We start from the raw sequence: 17,363 nt of genomic DNA, 5'->3' as shown, positions 1-17,363 counted from the left end.
TTGTCGGTCAGCCGGCCGGCGGCGCGCTCGGCTGGGTCAGCGTGGCCTCGGGGGCGCGCTCCATGCGTTCGCGCTCCTGATCGAGCTTGGCCAGTGCCTCGGCTTCGCTGATCCGCGAGGCCGGCGTGGCCAGACTGACGGCTACCCCGCCGAGAGTCGCCACGATGACCGCCGGAATACTGGGGTTGCCCCAGAAGGCGCTCCACCCGGCGTTGGCGATTACCGCCAGCGAGGTCGCCGAGGCGAAAATCAGCGTGGCGATCGCGCCCTGCCAGTTGTAGCGCGGCCAGAAGCGGCCCAGCATGCCGCACACGAACATCCCGGCGAGCACCGTCGAGATCATCTTGGTGATATAGCTGATGACGTTGTCCGAGGTCAGCGCGAAGGCCAGCGCCAGCCCGATGGTGGCGACCAGCGCCAGTCGCGAGTAGAGCACCACGTGGCGCGCGGCGGGCGTGCGCCCGGTGAACAGCACGTAGATGTCGCGCATCAGCGTCGAGACCCCGGCGATGGCGTCCGAGCTGGCGCTCGACATGGTCGCCGACAGCCCCGCGACCAGCAGCAGCAGGCCCAGACCCAGCGGCAGCACCTCGGTGGCCAGGAACGGGAAGGCGAAGTTGCTGTTGTCGAGGTCGGGATTGAGCACGTGGGTGGCCATGCCGATGATCGCCGGAACGATCGAGAAGGCCAGGTAGAGCGCGCCGGTGATGAAGAACGAGCGGCGCACCGAGCCCACCGACCTGCCGGAGTAGATGCGCTGGCGGAACGACGGCGTGGCCAGTACCCCGACGGCGATCACCGTGGCCAGCGACAGCGCCGGCAGCCCGCCGATCTTGTCGATGCCCAGGAAGCTCGTCGAGGCGGCGTCCATGCCGGCGGTGAGGCCGTCGAAACCGCCCACCTCGATCAGTGCCAGCCCGGCCATCAGGAAGAAGCCGACGAACAGCACGATGGCCTGGATGGTGTCGGTCCACACTACCGCCATGTAGCCGCCGATCACACAGTAGACGCCGAAGCCCAGCGCCACGGCCAGCTTGGCCAGGGTGGGGTCGATGTCGGCCACCCAGGCCAGGTACAGCCCGCCACCGAGGATGTGCGCGCCCAGCCAGCCGATGCAGGCGATGTAGATCAGCAGCGCGACGACGTTGCGTACCAGCCGATTGGCGCCGACATAGTAGGAGAGCTCCTCGCTCATGGTCATGAAGCGGAACTTGCGCACCGGGGCGAAGCACACCGCCAGCGCCAGCACGCCGACGGCGCCACCGATGCCGTAGAGCGCGCCGGCCCAGCCGTTGGAGTAGCCGAAGCCCACCGCGCCCATGCTCGAGCCGGTACCGACCATGGTCGCCACGGTGGTGCCCACGGTGAGAAACAGCGGCACGCTGCGCCCGCCGAGCAGGAAGTCGTCGCCGCTGCCACGACTGTTGCGCGACACCCACCAGCCGAAGCCGATCATCGCCACGATATAGGCGAAGAAGGTGCCGAGGAAGATATGACTGTTCATACATGCCTCTTATACTTGTTGGCTCGGTCGTTGCCGCGACCGAGGCAGTGGTAGAAAACGTTGTAGGTTGTAAACGTGGTTATCGCTGCAGTGTGTGGCGTCGGGGCCTTGCCGGGCCTCGGCGCCTTTTTGTTGCCCGTCCATTGTTGCCGTTTCGCGGCCCGCGGGTTGCCGCCCGCGGGCCCACGCGTCGGTCGCGCTCAGGCGCGGTAGCACTTGACGTCGACCTCCACCTTGCAGTCGACCACCAGGTCCTGAACGCTGCAGATGCGCGCCGGCGGGTGCTCGCCGAACACCTCGGCGAAAACCTTGTTGAACGACGAGAAGTAGCGCGCATCGGTCAGCACCGCGGTGACGTGGACGACGTCTTCGACGCCGTAGCCGGCCTCGCGCATGATCGCCAGGCAGTTGTCGAAGGCCAGTCGGGTCTGTTCGACGATACCGCCCTCGACGACCTCGCCGGCGGTCATCGGTGTCTGGCCCGAGACGAACAGCCAACCGGCGGCCTCGGTGGCGCGCGCGAACGGCAGCTTCTGGCCGCCGGTGCCGACGCCGCCCTCGACGCCGTAACGCTGGATGGTCATGGGGTTTCCTCCGTTGTGAATGAACTAGTGGGTTGTGGAGACAGGCGCTCGCTGCGACGCAGCAGGCGGCCGCCGCGCTCGCCGGTGGCCGCGCCGGCGCGGTAGCCGATCGTGCCGTTGACCATCACCAGCTCGATGCCGCGGGCGGCGGCGATCGGCCGGGCGTAGTCGGCGACGTCCTCGAGAGTGTCGAGATCGAACAGCGTCAGGTCGGCGTAGCCGCCCTCGCGGATCACGCCGCGGTCGGTGAGGCCGAACTGAGCGGCCGACAGGCCGGTCATCTTGCGGATCGCCTCGGCCAGCGGCATCAGCTCGAGATCGCGGCTGTAGTGGGCGAGCACACGCGGGAAGGCGCCCCACAACCGCGGATGCGGGTGCGGGTCGTTGGGCAGCCCGTCGGAACCGATCATCGCCAGCGGGTGGGCCAGCACCCGGCGCATGTCGTCCTCGCTCATGTTGTGGTAAACCGCGCCGGCCGGTTGCAGGCGGCGCGCGGCGTCGATCAGCGATACGCCCCAGTCGGCGGCGATCTCGGCGAGCGCGCGCTGGGCCTGCTCGGGGTGCGGGTCCGACCAGGTGATGAAGATCGCGATCTCGTCGGTGACCTGACCCAGATCCAGCGTCGACGAGCCGGCGGTATACGGATAGCAGTCGCAGTGCGCGCGCTGATGACGCGCGGCGTCCTCGAGCTTGCCGAGCGCGCGTGGCGCGCCGCCCCAGTTGCCGGCACCGGCGCACTTCAGGTGCGAGATCACCAGCGGCGCCTGGCCCTGGCGCGCGGTGTCGAAGGCCTCGTCCATCGCATCGATCAGGCCGGCGAATTCGTCGCGCAGGTGGGTGGTATACACGCCGCCGGCCGCGCCGACCTCGGCGACCAGCGCTCGCATCTCGGCCTGGGGGGCGTGAAAGGCGTTGCGGTAGGCCAGCCCCGAGCTCATGCCCAGCGCGCCGGCGGCCAGCGCCTTGCGCAGGGCATCGCGCATGGCCAGAATCTCGGCCTCGTCGGCGGGCCGGTCGAAGTCGCCCATCGCCTGGCTGCGCAGGCTGGTGTGGCCGATCAGCGCGGCGACGTTGACCGCGGGCGCGGCGGCGTCCACCGCGTCGGCGTAGGCCTCGAAGCTGGGGTAGCGGAAGTCCTCGGCGCGACCCAGCAGGTTCATGGGGTCGGGCACGTCACCGCTGAGCGTCACCGGCGCGGCGCTGATCCCGCAGTTGCCGACCACCACCGTGGTCACCCCCTGCGAGAGCTTGGGCAGCATCCCGGGGGTGCGGATGACGTTGGTATCGTCGTGGGTATGCACGTCGATGAAGCCCGGCGCCAGGTAGCGGCCGTGGGCGTCGATCACGGTGTCGGCGGTGGCTTCGCTGAGCGCGCCCACGGCGACGATGCGCTCGCCGCGCACCGCCAGGTCGGCGCGAAACGGCTCGGCGCCGGTGCCGTCGACGATCCAAGCGCCGCGGATCAGGGTGTCGTAGCGCATGCTCAGTCTCCCAGCGGTTGGCGGTTGTCGCCGCCGCGATGGGCGTCGAGGGTGATCTTGAGCCGGCGCAGCTTGGTGCGCGAGCGGTCCTGATGGCGCAGCGCCAGTTCCAGCGCCAGCACGTCGATGGCGGCGAGCATGGCGTAGCGCGACGCCGAGGGGTGATAGATGAAGTCGGTCTCGCGGGCCACCACCGGCAGCACCACGTCGGCGGCCTCGGCCAGCGGCGAGCCGTTGGCGGTGATCGCCACCACCCGGGCGCCATACTGACGGGCGATCTGCGCCGACTCGACGATTTCCGGGGTGTAACCGCTCACCGACAGCGTGACGACCACGTCGCTGGGCTCCAGCGTCGAGGCGACCATCCGCGGCAGCAGCGAGTGCGGGTAGGCGCTGATCGCGTAGCCCAGCCGCACCAGCCGGAACTGCAGCTCCTGGGCGAGCATCGTCGAACCGCCGCCGGCGCCGAACACCAGCACCTGGCGGGCGCCGTCGAGCAGCTCCACGGCGCCGGCGACATCGGCCTGTTCCATCAGCTCGCGATTGAGCGCCAGGGTCTGGGTGGCGATGTCGTAGACGGCGCTGGAGCCGTCGGCGTCGCCGGCGTCCTGGATGAAGCGGCGCCCGGCGGCCAGCGCCCGGGTCAGGCGCAGCTTGAGATCGCGCACGTTGGTGCAACCCACGGCGCGGGCAAAACGGGTCACGCTGGCATCGGAGACCTTGGCGCGTGCGGCGATGGCGCTGATATTGGCCTCGGCGACGAAATCGATGTCGGCGAAGATCAGCTCGGCCACCTTCTTCTCGGCGTCGCGCAGCTCGGCGAAATCGCTGGTGATGCGTGACAGAATGTCGATCTCCTGAGTCACCGGATTCTCCTCGGCAGGGTAAAGGCGAAGGGCCCGGGAGCCGTGCGGCATGTCTCGATCACGGGTATCGAGAGTTGTTTATCGGGAGCAGTATGGTATTTTCTAACAATAAATCAATAGGCGTGAAAATAACTAACACAAATCGCCAGCCAGCATCGAAACGAACAGGGCGACCGGCCCGGGGAGGAAGGCAGCGATGAGCGAATCGGCCAAGCGCAAGGCAGCGGGCAACAAGGGCACGCCCGAAACGGGGCGCTCGCTGCTGGGTGGGGTCGGCCTGCCGGCAGCGGCGATCTTCGAGGCGCCGCTGGCGCACAACCTGGTGTGGATGCAGCGCTTCGCCGAGGCTCACGGCGCACATCTCGCGCCGCACGGCAAGACCACCATGACCCCGGCGCTGTTCAGGCGTCAGCTCGAGGCCGGCGCCTGGGGCATCACCCTGGCCACCGCCCCGCAGTGCCGCGCGGCCTACATGCACGGCGTGCGCCGCCTGTTGCTCGCCAACCAGCTGGTCGGCGAGGCGAACATGGCGATCGTCGCCGGGCTGGTCGAGGCCGGCGCCGAGTTCTACTGCGTGGTCGACGGCGAGGCCAACGCCCGCGCGCTGGGGCGGTTCTTCGCCGCGCGGGGGTTGGCGCTCAACGTGTTGATCGAACTGGGCGTGCCCGGCGGGCGCACCGGCTGTCGCACAGTCGAGCAGGTGATCGAGCTGGCGCACGTGGTCGACGCCGAACCGGCACTGCAACTGGCCGGCATGGAGGGCTACGAGGGCGTCGTTGCTGACGCGGCGCACGGCGCCGACCCGGTGGCGGCGATCCGCGACTATGCTGCGCGGCTGATCGAATGCGCACAGCGTCTCGACCACGACGGCTTGATCGGTGTCGGCGAGCCGCTCGTCACCGCCTCGGGCTCGGCCTGGTACGACCTGATCGCCGAGGCCTTCGACGCCGCCGAACTGCGCGAGCGCTTCACGCCGGTGCTGCGTCCGGGCTGTTACGTGGTCCACGACCATGGCCTCTACCGCGAGGCCCAGCGCGGCGTGCTGGCGCGCCGCCCGGACCTTCACGAGGGGCTCGAGCCGGCGCTCGAGGTGTTCGCCCAGGTGCAGTCGCTGCCCGAGCCGGGACTGGCGATCGTCGCCCTGGGCAAGCGCGACATCGGCTACGATCAGCTACCCGAGCCGCTGCGCCGCTACCGCGAGGGCGGCCGTGCCGATCAGCCGCTCGCCGTCGCGGGCTGGCGGCTGTCCAGGCTGATGGACCAGCATGCCTTCATCGAACTGCCCAGCGATGCCGAGGATGTCGCGGTCGGCGACATCGTCGCCTTCGGCGCCTCGCACCCCTGCTTGACCTTCGACAAGTGGCGCCGGCTGTGCCTGGTTGACGAGACCCTGACGGTGCGCGAGACCCTGGCGACGTATTTCTAGTGGCGCCGTCGAAAGAGGCGATGGCGAGGCCATGGGTCGGCCCGGTTCGCCGCGCCGTGAGTGCTAGGCTGATAGAATGACGCCGCCCGGGTGACAACGATCGCCCGGGCGCCGTCGTCTTACGCCATCGCCACACGTCACAGGGAACCGACATGGTCCATCGCTACCTTCCCCTCGCGCCCTTGCTGGGGCTCGGCCTGCCAGTGCTGCTGGTGCCCACGGCCGCCGCCCAGCAAGCCGACGCGACCCCGGTCATCGAAGTCACCGCCCCGCGGCTCGACCGCGAACTCTACGCCACCCCCGCCGCGGTGTCGGTGGTCGAGCGCGAGGAGATCCAGCGAGGCCAGCAGCGGGTGCGCCTCGACGAGTCGCTGGTGACCGTGCCGGGCGTCTATCTGCAGAACCGCAACAACTTCGCCCAGGGCCAGCGCATCTCGATTCGCGGCTTCGGCGCCCGGGCTCCATTCGGCGTGCGCGGCATTACCGTCATGGTCGATGGTATTCCCTACACGCTGCCCGACGGCCAGGCCCAGACCGACGCCATCGACCTGGACAGCGCCCGGCGCATCGAGGTCATCCGCGGTCCGTCGTCGGTGCTCTACGGCAATGCCGCCGGCGGGGTGATCGACGTGACCACCGCCGACGGGCGTGGCGAATCGGCCGGCAGCGAGGTCCGCGTGGAGGGCGGTAGTGACGATTACCGCAAGCTCTCGGCGAGCAACGGCGGCGAGAATGGCCCCTGGTCGCATCATGTCAGTTTCTCGGCACTGAATAGCGACGGCTATCGCGACCACAGCGAGGTCGAGAAGTATCTGCTCAACGCCAAGCTGCGCCGTGAGCTGGGCAACGACCGCGCCATCACCGCCATCGTCAATCTGCTCGACAACCCCCGCTCCGAGGACCCGGGCGGGCTGACTCGCGAGCAGGTCGAGGAAGATCGCGATCAGGCCGGCGCCTTTACCGAGGAATACGACACTGGCCAGAGCGTCGACCAGCAGGTGCTGGGGTTGCAGTATGAAGACCTGTCCGCCGGCCCCGGCGAGCTCTATCTGAAGGGCTTCTACAGCTGGCGCGACTTCGAGCAGCAATTGCCCTATCCCGGCGACAGTCTGATCGGTTACCAGCGTGACTACTTCGGTGGTAGTGCCGAATATCATCAGGATCTGACGGTCGGCGAGCTGCCGCTGCGCTATGTGGTCGGTGTCGATGCGGCCCGCCAGGAGGACGATCGCTGGCGGCGCAACGTCGAGTTCGACGGCACGGTCACCGGCGAGGTCGCCGACGAGACCCAGACCGCGACCGCGCTGGGTGCTTTCGCCGAGGGTGATCTGGACATGACCGACAAGCTCACGCTATCGCTGGGCGCGCGCTTCGATCGCGTCGCGCTGGATATCGACGACGACTACGGCACCGACGGCGACAATTCCGGCGAGCGTACCTTCAATGAATGGAGCGGTTCGGCGGGGCTCAGCTATCGTTACCGACCCACTCATCAGATCTATCTGAACACGGGCACTGCCTACGAGACCCCGACGTTCTCCGAATTCGCCAATCCTAACGGTGGAGGGGGGTTCAATCCCGACATCGAGCCGCAGAAAGCCTGGAATCGCGAGCTTGGCCTGCGCGGCAACTTCGACAGCGGCATCGACTACGACGTGGCGCTGTTCTCGGTCGAGGTGCGTGATGAGCTGGTGCCCTACGAGGGCGAGTCCGGGCGCACCTTCTACGAGAATGCCGGCGACTCCTCCCGCGATGGCCTCGAGCTGGCGCTGGGCTGGCAGTTCACCCCCAACTGGCGCATCGACAGCGCACTGACCCTGGCGCGCTACGAGTTCGACAGCTTCGAGTCCGACGACGGCGACCATGCCGGCAATCGCCTGCCCGGGCTGCCCGAACGGGTGTGGGTCAATCAACTGGGCTGGCAAGGTCTTGGCGAGCGCTTCGCCACCCTCGAGACGCAATATATCGGCGACATGGTTGCCGACAACGCCAATGACGTCGACGTCGATAGCTTCTGGCTGGTCAACCTGCGCGCCGGCGATGGCTGGCAACTGGGCGGCGATACGTTGCTTAAGGGCTATTTCGGGGTGCGCAACCTGCTCGACGAGGAGCACTTCGCCAACGTGCGGATCAATGCCAATAACGATCGCTATTTCGAGCCGGCCCCCGGCCGCACCTTTTACGCCGGCCTGGGCGTGGAGTTCTGAGCGGCTGGCTCCGGGTTCGGCTCGGCCGGCGACACTGCCGTGCGCGTCAGGCGGGCATCAACAAAACCCCGGCATGCTGCATGCCGGGGTGGGGGCGTCACGGTCGTGTGGCGCTTACTCTTCGAAGTTGGTTTCCGAATAGAGCGCGCGGGTACGCAGGGTGTGGTCGACCTGCTTGATCGCCTCCAGCGCCTGGGCGCCGTAGGCCTTGTCGACATCGACCACCACGTAACCGACCTGGGGGTTGGTCTGCAGGAACTGACCGGCGATATTGATGCCGTTTTCCGACAACACACGGTTGATCTCGGAGAGCACCCCGGGCACGTTCTCGTGGATGTGCAGCAGACGATGCTTGTCCGGATGGGCCGGCAGCGCCACCTCGGGAAAGTTGACCGAGGTGATGGTGGTGCCGTTGTCGGAGTAGGTGATCAGCTTCTCGGCGACCTCGATGCCGATGTTCTCCTGGGCCTCGAGGGTCGAGCCGCCGATGTGCGGGGTGAGGATCACGTTCTCGAGCCCGCGCAGCGGCGAGACGAACTCCTCGGCGTTGCCCTTGGGCTCGACCGGGAAGACGTCGATCGCCGCGCCCAGCAGACGGCCGCTCCTGAGCGCCTCGGCGAGCTCCTCGATCACCACCACGCTGCCGCGCGAGGCGTTGATCAGGATGCCGCCCTGCTTCATCAGCGCCAGCTGCTCCTTGCCGATCATCCAGCGCGTCGACGGCACGTCGGGGACGTGCAGGCTGACCACGTCGGCGCGCGCCAGCAGTTCCTGCAGGCTGCCGACCTGGCGGGCGTTGCCCATGCCCAGCTTGGTGATGGTGTCGTAGAAGATCACGTCGAGGCCCACCGACTCGGCGAGTACCGACAGCTGGGCGCCGATGTTGCCGTAGCCGACGATACCCAGCGTCTTGCCGCGCGCCTCGTGGGAATTCCTGGCCGACTTCAGCCAGCCGCCCTGATGCGCCCGGGCGCTCTTCTCGGGAATCCCGCGCAGCAGCATGATCGATTCGGCCAGCACCAGCTCCGCCACCGAGCGCGTGTTGGAGTAGGGCGCGTTGAACACCGGAATCCCGCGTGCCAGGGCGGCATCGAGATCCACCTGGTTGGTGCCGATGCAGAAGCAGCCCACCGCGGTGAGTTTCTCGGCGGCGGCGAATACCCGCTCGTTGAGCTGGGTGCGCGAGCGGATGCCGATGAAGTGAACGTCGCGGATCTTGTCGATCAGCGTCTCTTCATCCAGCGATGTCTGCAGATGCTCGATATTGGTGTAACCGGCGTTCAGGAAGTTATCCACCGCCGACTGGTGAATGCCCTCAAGCAGCAGGATCTTGATCTTGCTCTTGTCCAGGGACGTTTTGGCCATTGTCGGTTCAACCCTTTTCGTCGACTGACGACGCGCTCGTTGGTGGGAAAGCGACCCGTTGGCTCCGGCTGATGAAGAGGCCGCGGTCGGGTGGCAGGCCAAGCCAGGCAAGGGGTAGCGCAACAGGGCGCCTATCGTAGCACAGCGTCGGCGGGGGACGATGAAAATGCCGCAGCTTGACCATGAGCCCGATTGATGGGGCTGTCGGCCCCGTGCCTGCAGTCCGCCCCGGGGCAGGCACCCCGCGGCACAGCGTGTATACTGTCCGGCCAGACCCTGGCCCGTGCGGGCCGCGAGGCCGCGGCCCGTTTCGATGAGTGAGAATGGCATGGCAGACAAGGACCCCGCAGCGCCCACGGACCACGAGGCGCCACCCGAGGATTTCGCCGCCACCCTGGAGCGGCTCGAGGCGCTGGTCGGCGAGCTGGAAGCCGGAGAGCTGACGCTGGAAGCGTCGCTGGCGGCCTTCGAGCAGGGCGTGCGGCTGACCCGCGACGCCCAGCGCCGGCTCGACGCAGCCGAGCTCCAGGTCCAGGCACTGGTCGAACAGCCCGACGGACGCTTCGAAGCGACGCCGTTCACGGCTCCCAACCCGCCCTCGGAGAGCGGCAATGATCGATGAAACCATGGAATGGCCGCTGCGTCTGAGTGCCGATCAGGCGCGCATCAATGCCGAGCTCGAGGAGCTCTTCGCCCATCGCGACACGCCCGCCGACCGGCTCGAGGCGGCGATGCGCTACAGTGTGCTGGGCAACGGCAAGCGCCTGCGCGCGGTGCTGGTGTACACCGCCGGACGCGCGCTGGGTGCCGATGACGAGTCGCTCGACCCCGCGGCAGTGGCGATCGAGCTGATCCATGCCTATTCGCTGGTCCACGACGATCTGCCGGCAATGGATGACGACGACATGCGCCGTGGCCAGCCCACGGTCCACAAGGCCTTCGACGAGGCCACCGCGATCCTTGCCGGCGACGCCCTGCAGACGCTGGCCTTCGAATGGCTGGCCGATGCCGGCCATGGGCGGCTGGCGGCGATGATCCGGGTGTTGGCCCAGGCCGCCGGCCGTGATGGCATGGTCGCCGGGCAGGCGCTGGATCTGGGGGTGGTCGGCGGCCGCATCGATGCTGACGCGCTGGCCCAGATCCATCGCTACAAGACCGGCGCGCTGATTCGTGCCGCGGTGCTGCTGGGCGGGCTGACGGCGGTGCCGATGAGCGACCCGCGACTGCAGCATCTGGAGCGTTACGCCAGCGCCATCGGCCTGGCCTTCCAGATCCACGATGACATTCTCGATGTCACCGGCGATACCGCCACGCTGGGCAAGGCCTCGGGCGCCGACGCCGCCCGCGACAAGCCTTCCTATCCGGCCCTGATGGGCCTCGAAGCGGCCCGTGCCAAGGCCGGCGAGCTGCTCGACGAGGCGTTGGCCGTGATCGCCCCGCTGGGCGAGGCCGGTGAGCCGTTGGCCGGCCTCGCCCGCTACATGATCGAGCGCGACTACTAAAGAGCCCTTATGAAGCTGTTCGACGAGATTCCTGTCGAGCGCCCGGCGACGCCGTTGCTCGACACCATCGATACGCCGGCCGCGCTGCGTGCCATGAGTGCCGCCCAGCTCGACGAGCTGGCCGATGAACTGCGCGCCTACCTGCTCTACAGCGTGGGCTGCAGCGGCGGCCACTTCGGTGCCGGGCTGGGCGTGGTCGAGCTGACCATCGCCCTGCATCACGCCCTCGAGACGCCCCATGACCGGATCGTCTGGGATGTCGGCCACCAGGCCTACCCGCACAAGATCCTCACCGGGCGCCGCGAGGCGATGCACAGCATCCGCCAGTTCGGCGGGCTGGCGGCGTTTCCCAAGCGCGACGAGTCGGAGTACGACACCTTCGGCGTCGGTCATTCGAGTACCTCGATCAGCGCCGCGCTGGGCATGGCGCTGGCCGCCCGCACCCGCGGCGAGAAGCGCCGGGTGTGCGCGGTGATCGGCGACGGCGCGCTGACCGCCGGAATGGCCTTCGAGGCACTGGCCCATGCCGGTCACGTCGATGCCAACCTGCTGGTGATACTCAACGACAACGAGATGTCGATCTCCGAGAACGTCGGCGGCATGGCCAGCTACCTGGCGCACATCTTCTCCAGCAAGACCTACATCAGCGTGCGCGAGGGCGGCAAGAAGGTGCTCTCGCGGTTGCCCGGCGCACTCGAGCTGGCGCGGCGCACCGAGGAGCACATGAAGGGCATGGTCAGCCCGGCGACGCTGTTCGAGGAGATGGGCTTCAACTACATCGGCCCGATCGACGGCCACGACCTGGCGGGGCTCAACCAGACGCTGCGCAACCTGCGCGACCTCGACGGCCCGCAGTTCCTGCACATCAAGACCAGCAAGGGCAAGGGCTTCCGCCCGGCCGAGGCCGACCCGATCGGCTATCACGCCATTACCAAGCTCGAGAAGGAGCCCGCGCCGCCGCCCGAGGTCGAGACCCAGGCGCCGGTCGAACAGGGCGCCTCCCTGCCCGAGGCCAAGCCGCGCAAGTATTGCAACGTGTTCGGCGACTGGCTGTGCGACATGGCCGCCGCCGACCCGCGGCTGATCGGCATTACCCCGGCGATGCGCGAAGGCTCGGATCTGGTGCGCTTCTCCAGGGAGTACCCCGAGCGCTACTACGACGTGGCGATCGCCGAGCAGCACGCGCTGACCCTGGCGGCCGGCTTCGCCTGCGAAGCCATGAAGCCGGTGGTGGCGATCTATTCGACCTTCCTGCAGCGCGGCTACGACCAGCTGATTCATGACATCGCCGTGCAGCACCTCGACGTGACCTTCGCCATCGACCGCGCCGGTCTGGTCGGCGAGGACGGCCCCACGCACCACGGCGCGCTGGATCTCTCCTACCTGCGCTGCGTGCCGGGGCTGGTGATCCTGGCGCCGGCCGACGAGGCCGAGTGTCGGGCGATGCTCAGCACCGCCTATCATCACGACGGCCCCGCGGCGGTCCGCTATCCACGCGGCAAGGGCCCCGGCACGCCGCTGCCCGGGAGCCTGGAAACCCTCGAGATCGGCCGTGCCGAGCCGCGTCGCCGGGGCAGCGGCGATGTCGCCCTGCTGGCCTTCGGCAGCCTCAACGGCCCGGCCGCCGAGGTCGCCGAGCGTATCGACGCCACGCATATCAACATGCGCTCGGTGAAGCCGCTGGACCGCCAGGCAGTGCTCGACGCGGCGCGCGATCACCGGCTGGTCGTGACGCTCGAGGAGAGCGCGATCGCCGGCGGCGCCGGCAGCGGCGTCAACGAGCTGCTGGCCGCCGAGGGCGTCCAGGTGGCACTGCTCAACCTGGGCCTGCCCGATGCCTTCGTCGAGCACGGCAAACCCGGCGAGCTGCTCGCATCCTGCGGGCTCGACGCCGACGGCATCGAAGCATCGATCCGTCGTCGCCTGGCCGACCAACCATGAGCCGGCGCACCTGCGTCTGATACAGCACACGAGGACACCATGGCGATCCTGATCGGGGCGATACTGGGCTATCTCATCGGCCGCTGGCCGGGGATGTTGATCGGCGCACTGCTGGGCTACTGGCTCGGCCGGCGCCTGGCGCGGGGCATCGGCATCGCCCGGGTGGCCCAGCTGCAGTCGCAATTCCTGGATTCCACCTTCGCGGTGATGGGCTGCATCTGCAAGGCCGACGGCCAGGTCACCGATGCGGAAGTGCAGGTCGCCGAGACGCTGTTCACGCGCATGCGCATGAGCGGCGACATGCGCAACCGCGCCCGCGACGCCTTCGAGCGCGGCAAGGCCGACGACTTCGATCTCGACGCCGAGCTTGCCGAGGTGCGGCGCATCACCCGCGGCCAGCGTGCGCTGCTGCAGGTGTTCCTCCAGGTCCAGCTGTCGGCGATCGCCGCCGACGGCAAGCTCGACCCGGCCGAGCACGAGATGATCCTGCGTGTGGCCCGCGGGTTGGGCTGCAGCGAGGCCGAGATCGCCCAGATCGAGGCGATGCTGCGTGGCGAGGCCGGTCAGGCGGGCGGCGGACCGCCCTCCGGCCAGGCGCTGGAGGACGCCTACCGGGTGCTCGGCGTCGAGCGCGACGTCAGCGACGCCGAGCTCAAGCGCGCCTATCGCCGGCTGATGAGCCAGAACCATCCCGACAAGCTGGCCGGCAAGGGCCTGCCCGAGAGCATGCGCGAGGTCGCCGAGGCGCGGACCCGCGAGATCACCCACGCCTACGACCAGATCAAGGAAGCCCGCGCCGCCAACGGCTGATGGCGCGCCGGCGGGCGCCGCCGCGCCGGACGCCACCAACACAGCATCGAGGCGAGCGAGGAGGGACGCATGGGCACCACCCCGTTGACGCTGGGCGTCGTTCTGCTGGCGACCATCGCGCTGAGCCTCTGGGGCTTGCGGCGCTTCAGTGCACGTGTCGCTCGCCGCGCCGAGACTGCCGTGCCGCCGGCCGGGCGCTTCGTCGACACGGCCGAGGGGCGCGTGCATCTCGTCGAGGCCGGCCAGGGCCCGCCGCTGGTGCTGATCCACGGGCTGGGCGGGCAGTTGCAGCACTTCTCCTACGCACTGATCGAGCGGCTGGCCGACGACTTTCACGTCATCGCGGTGGACCGGCCCGGCTCGGGCTATTCCGAGCGCGGTAGCGCCGCGGAGGCTGCCGTCCTGACCGCCCAGGCGCGTCGGATCCGCGAGGCCTGGCGCGCACTGGGCATCGAGCGGCCGTTGCTGGTCGGGCATTCGCTGGGCGGCGCGGTGGCCCTGGCACTGGCCGAGAACTACCCCGGCGACGTGGCGGGCCTGGCCCTGCTGGCGCCGTTGACCGGCCAGGAGACCGAGGTGCCGCCGGCCTTTCGCGGCATGGCGATCCGCTCGCCGCGCTGGCGGCGCCTTGTGGCCGATACCCTTGCCGTGCCGTTCGGTGTGCGCTATTCATCGCGGATGCTGGCGGCGATATTCGCCCCGGAGCCGGTTCCCGCCGACTTCGCGACGCGTGGCGGTGGCCTGCTGACGCTGCGCCCGCAAGCCTTCTATGCCAACTCGACCGATCTGGCGATGCTCGAGCACGCCTTGCCGCAGCTGGTCGATCGCTATCATGAGCTGCGCCTGCCGGTGGGCATCCTGTTCGGTGAGCGCGACGCGATACTCGACCCTGCGCGCCACGGCATGGCCATGCGGGACAAGGTGCCCGGCCTGGCCGTGGAGACCCTGCCCGAGGCGGGCCATATGCTGCCGCTCACCCGGCCCGATGAAACCGCGGCGTTCATTCGCCGGGTGGCGTCCCGCGTTCACCCATGATCCCGCGCTTGCCAATGGCCTAGACTGCGAGGGTCAATCCTGGAGCCACGCACGCCATGATCACCCTCCACGGATACCCGCGCAGCCGCTCGCTGCGCGTCGCTCAGCTCGAGGGCGCGGCGACGCTCGCCTGCGCCGCCTCGGCGTCCAGGAAGCCGCCGGACTGACGCCGCCACAATCGCGCATAGAGTCCATCGCGGGCGATCAGCTCGGCATGGCTGCCCTGCTCGACGATCCGCCCGCCCTCCATCACCACCAGGCGGTCCATGGCGGCGATGGTCGACAGCCGGTGGGCGATGGCGATCACCGTCTTGTCGGCCATCAGCGTCTCCAGATTTTCCTGGATCGCCGCCTCGACGTCGGAATCCAGCGCCGAGGTGGCCTCGTCGAGGATCAGGATCGGCGCGTCCTTGAGCATCACCCGGGCGATGGCGATGCGCTGACGCTGGCCGCCCGAGAGCTTGACCCCGCGCTCGCCGACGTGGGCTTCCAGGCCGCGGCGGCCGTGGATGTCGCGCAGCTCGTCGAGGAAGCTCGCCACGTGGGCCCGGCGCACCGCCGCGTCGACCATCGCCGAATCGGCATCGGGCCGGCCGTAGAGCAGGTTGTCGCGCACCGAGCGATGCAGCAGCGAGGTGTCCTGGGTGACCATGCCGATCTGCGCGCGCAGGCTCTCCTGGGAGACCCGGGAGATGTCCTGGCCATCGATGCGGATGCGCCCGCCCTCCAGGTCGTGGAAACGCAGCAGCAGGCTGACCAGCGTCGACTTGCCGGCCCCCGACGGCCCGACCAGGCCGATCTTCTCGCCGGGGCGGATCGTCAGGCTCAGCTCGTCGATCACCCCGCTGCCCTTGCCGTAGTGGAAGCGGATGCGCTCGAAGGCGATCGCCCCGCGTGTCACGTCGAGTGGCGCGGCATCGGCGGCGTCCTCGACATGATGGGGCAGCGACAGCGTGGCGATGCCGTCCTGTACCGTGCCGATGTTCTCGAACAGCGCCGAGACTTCCCACATGATCCACTGCGACATGCCCGACAGTCGCATCACCAGGCCCAGCGCCACGGCCACCGCCCCGATGCTCACCGACTCGGTCAGCCACAGGCCGATCGACAGTGCGCCCATGGCGAACAGCAGCAGCGCGTTGAGCGCATAGAGCGCGCCGTAGAGACCGGTGACCAGGCGCATCTGGCCGTGCACCGTGGTCAGGAAACCGGCCATGCCCTGGCGGGCGAAGGCGGCCTCGCGCCGGGCATGGGAGAACAGCTTGACCGTCTGGATGTTGGTGTAGCTGTCGACCAGCCGTCCGGTCATCTGCGAGCGGGCATCGGCCTGGGCCTTGGAGATGCGCCCGAGGCGCGGAACGAAGTAGCCGAGCAACAGCAGGTAGCCGGCCAGCCAGGCCGCCAGTGGCAGGGCCAGCCGCCAGTCGGCGATGCCCACCAGCACCAGGGTGCCGAGGAAATACACGCTGACGTAATTGAGCACGTCGATCAGCTTGATCACGCATTCGCGCACCGCCAGCGAGGTCTGCATCAGCTTGGTGGCGATGCGCCCGGCGAACTCGTCCTGATAGAAGCCCAGCGACTGCTTGAGCAGGTAGCGGTGGCCCATCCAGCGGATGCGCATCGGATAGTTGCCCATCAGCGTCTGCTGGTTGATCAGCGAGTGCGCCAGCACCATCGCCGGCAGCCCGACCAGGATCAGCAGCGCCATGCCGGCGAGCTTGGCGCCCTGGTCGGCGAGGAAGGTCTCGCGGCGCTGGTTGGACAGCCAGTCGACGATGTTGCCGAGGAAGCTGAAGATCCACACTTCGGTGACCGCGATTAGCGCGATCAATAGCGCGGAGGCGGCCAGATAGGGCCAGGCGCCGCGGGTGTAATGCAGGCAGAAGGCGATCAGCGAGGCGGGCGGTCGCCCCGGTTCGCCGGCGGGGAAGGGATCGAGACGGCTTTCGAACCAGCGGAACATGGTGTGTCTTCTCCTGGCGGGCATGGGCCCCGTCGGGGCCTGCCCGGGTGGTTTGGCGCAGCGCATAGGCGTCGCTCAGTCGTCCAGCCCGGCGCTGACGGAGGGGATGGCGACCGGCCCGGCCCCGCGAGCCGCGCGCAACGCGCCGGCGCAGAGCGCCAGCCGGGCGAGCAGCCGGCTCAGCCGCAGCGGCTCGCCGAGCGAGGCGTAGAGTTCGCCGTGCAGACCGAAGCGGGTGTAGGCATCGACACACAATAGCGGCCCGGGCAGCGCCAGCGCGCGCCGGGCGACGCAGCGTTCGTGGAGGCGTGCCACGGCCCGTTCGCCGCCCGAGTCGCCGCCGTAGCCGACGAACGCGACCGGCTTGCCGGCCCAGGGCAGATCGGCGGCATCGAACAGGCGCTCCAGTGCCATCGGGCCGCCATTGTACTCCGGGGTGATGAGCAAAAAGCCATCGGCGGCATGGAGATTCTTGCGGATTTCGGTCGGCGGCGGCGTGGAGGCGGGCCATCCGGCGCAGTCGATGGGGGTGACCGCCAGTGCGTCATGGTCTCGCAACTGGCGGGCCACCCAGCGTGCCACGCGATCGCGGAACTGCGTGGGCGGCGCGCCGCCGAGAAGCATGGCGAGAGAGAGCGGGGCAGGCATGCATCGGCACCTCGGGGTTGCGAACGGT

The 17,363-nt window shown here is 68.8% G+C and carries 14 protein-coding genes; 7 read left to right on the top strand and 7 right to left on the bottom strand.

Going from position 1 to position 17,363, the window contains the following annotated elements; genetic code table 11:
* Positions 1 to 7: 7 nt before the first annotated feature.
* The 4 genes from HR9077_RS03605 to HR9077_RS03590 form a co-directional block, all read right to left on the bottom strand.
* Positions 8 to 1,504, bottom strand: a complete 1,497-nt coding sequence (locus tag HR9077_RS03605) for a sodium:solute symporter family protein (RefSeq protein WP_136065214.1) — start codon at positions 1,502 to 1,504, stop codon at positions 8 to 10.
* 200 nt (positions 1,505 to 1,704) lie between these two features.
* Entirely contained in the window at positions 1,705 to 2,088 is a 384-nt protein-coding gene (locus HR9077_RS03600; protein WP_136065212.1) for a RidA family protein, read from the bottom strand.
* Positions 2,085 to 3,569 (bottom strand): N-acyl-D-amino-acid deacylase family protein, encoded by a 1,485-nt coding sequence (locus HR9077_RS03595; RefSeq protein WP_136065210.1) that lies wholly within the window; start codon positions 3,567 to 3,569, stop codon positions 2,085 to 2,087. The genes HR9077_RS03600 and HR9077_RS03595 overlap by 4 nt, the downstream gene beginning before the upstream one ends.
* 2 nt (positions 3,570 to 3,571) lie before the next feature.
* Entirely contained in the window at positions 3,572 to 4,435 is an 864-nt protein-coding gene (locus HR9077_RS03590) for a MurR/RpiR family transcriptional regulator (RefSeq protein ID WP_136065208.1), read from the bottom strand.
* Between the two features lie 196 nt (positions 4,436 to 4,631).
* Between HR9077_RS03590 and HR9077_RS03585 the strand changes: the two genes are divergently transcribed.
* Positions 4,632 to 5,861 carry an amino acid deaminase gene (locus tag HR9077_RS03585; protein ID WP_136065206.1) on the top strand — a complete coding sequence of 410 codons (1,230 nt, stop codon included), beginning with the start codon at positions 4,632 to 4,634 and terminating at the stop codon, positions 5,859 to 5,861.
* A gap of 152 nt (positions 5,862 to 6,013) precedes the next feature.
* Positions 6,014 to 8,068: a TonB-dependent receptor family protein gene (locus HR9077_RS03580; protein WP_136065204.1), complete on the top strand. Its 2,055-nt coding sequence runs from the start codon at positions 6,014 to 6,016 to the stop codon at positions 8,066 to 8,068.
* A gap of 114 nt (positions 8,069 to 8,182) precedes the next feature.
* Here HR9077_RS03580 and serA read toward each other — a convergent pair whose 3' ends face one another.
* On the bottom strand, positions 8,183 to 9,433 hold the full coding sequence (gene serA, locus HR9077_RS03575) for a phosphoglycerate dehydrogenase (RefSeq protein ID WP_136065202.1): 1,251 nt from the start codon (positions 9,431 to 9,433) through the stop codon (positions 8,183 to 8,185).
* Positions 9,434 to 9,761: 328 nt separating this feature from the next.
* Here serA and xseB point away from each other — a divergent pair, with 328 nt between their 5' ends.
* The 5 genes from xseB (at position 9,762) to HR9077_RS03550 (ending at position 14,721) form a co-directional block, all read left to right on the top strand.
* On the top strand, positions 9,762 to 10,055 hold the full coding sequence (xseB, locus tag HR9077_RS03570) for an exodeoxyribonuclease VII small subunit (RefSeq protein WP_136065200.1): 294 nt from the start codon (positions 9,762 to 9,764) through the stop codon (positions 10,053 to 10,055).
* Complete coding sequence (locus tag HR9077_RS03565) at positions 10,045 to 10,935, top strand: farnesyl diphosphate synthase (protein ID WP_136065198.1); 891 nt, start codon at positions 10,045 to 10,047, stop codon at positions 10,933 to 10,935. The genes xseB and HR9077_RS03565 overlap by 11 nt, the downstream gene beginning before the upstream one ends.
* A 9-nt stretch (positions 10,936 to 10,944) precedes the next feature.
* Positions 10,945 to 12,876, top strand: coding sequence for a 1-deoxy-D-xylulose-5-phosphate synthase (gene dxs / locus HR9077_RS03560; protein ID WP_136065196.1), 1,932 nt, complete (start codon positions 10,945 to 10,947; stop codon positions 12,874 to 12,876).
* Positions 12,877 to 12,915: 39 nt separating this feature from the next.
* On the top strand, positions 12,916 to 13,686 hold the full coding sequence (gene djlA / locus HR9077_RS03555; RefSeq protein WP_136065194.1) for a co-chaperone DjlA: 771 nt from the start codon (positions 12,916 to 12,918) through the stop codon (positions 13,684 to 13,686).
* Positions 13,687 to 13,755: 69 nt separating this feature from the next.
* Positions 13,756 to 14,721 carry an alpha/beta fold hydrolase gene (locus HR9077_RS03550; RefSeq protein ID WP_136065192.1) on the top strand — a complete coding sequence of 322 codons (966 nt, stop codon included), beginning with the start codon at positions 13,756 to 13,758 and terminating at the stop codon, positions 14,719 to 14,721.
* 103 nt (positions 14,722 to 14,824) lie between these two features.
* Here HR9077_RS03550 and HR9077_RS03545 read toward each other — a convergent pair whose 3' ends face one another.
* Together HR9077_RS03545 and HR9077_RS03540 are read right to left on the bottom strand one after the other, a co-directional pair.
* The gene (locus HR9077_RS03545; protein WP_136065190.1) at positions 14,825 to 16,687 is read right to left on the bottom strand and encodes an ABC transporter ATP-binding protein; all 1,863 of its coding nucleotides are present in this window, start codon (positions 16,685 to 16,687) and stop codon (positions 14,825 to 14,827) included.
* A 75-nt stretch (positions 16,688 to 16,762) separates the two neighbouring features.
* A complete protein-coding gene (locus HR9077_RS03540; protein WP_136065189.1) occupies positions 16,763 to 17,335 on the bottom strand; it encodes an NADPH-dependent FMN reductase in 573 nt (190 codons plus the stop codon).
* Positions 17,336 to 17,363 lie beyond the last annotated feature (28 nt).

Origin of the sequence: Modicisalibacter radicis, assembly GCF_900961225.1 — a bacterium.
Classification (GTDB): Bacteria; Pseudomonadota; Gammaproteobacteria; order Pseudomonadales; family Halomonadaceae; genus Modicisalibacter.
The sequence above is the reverse complement of the archived record's forward strand: the minus strand, read 5'-3'. Positions and strand labels throughout refer to the sequence as shown.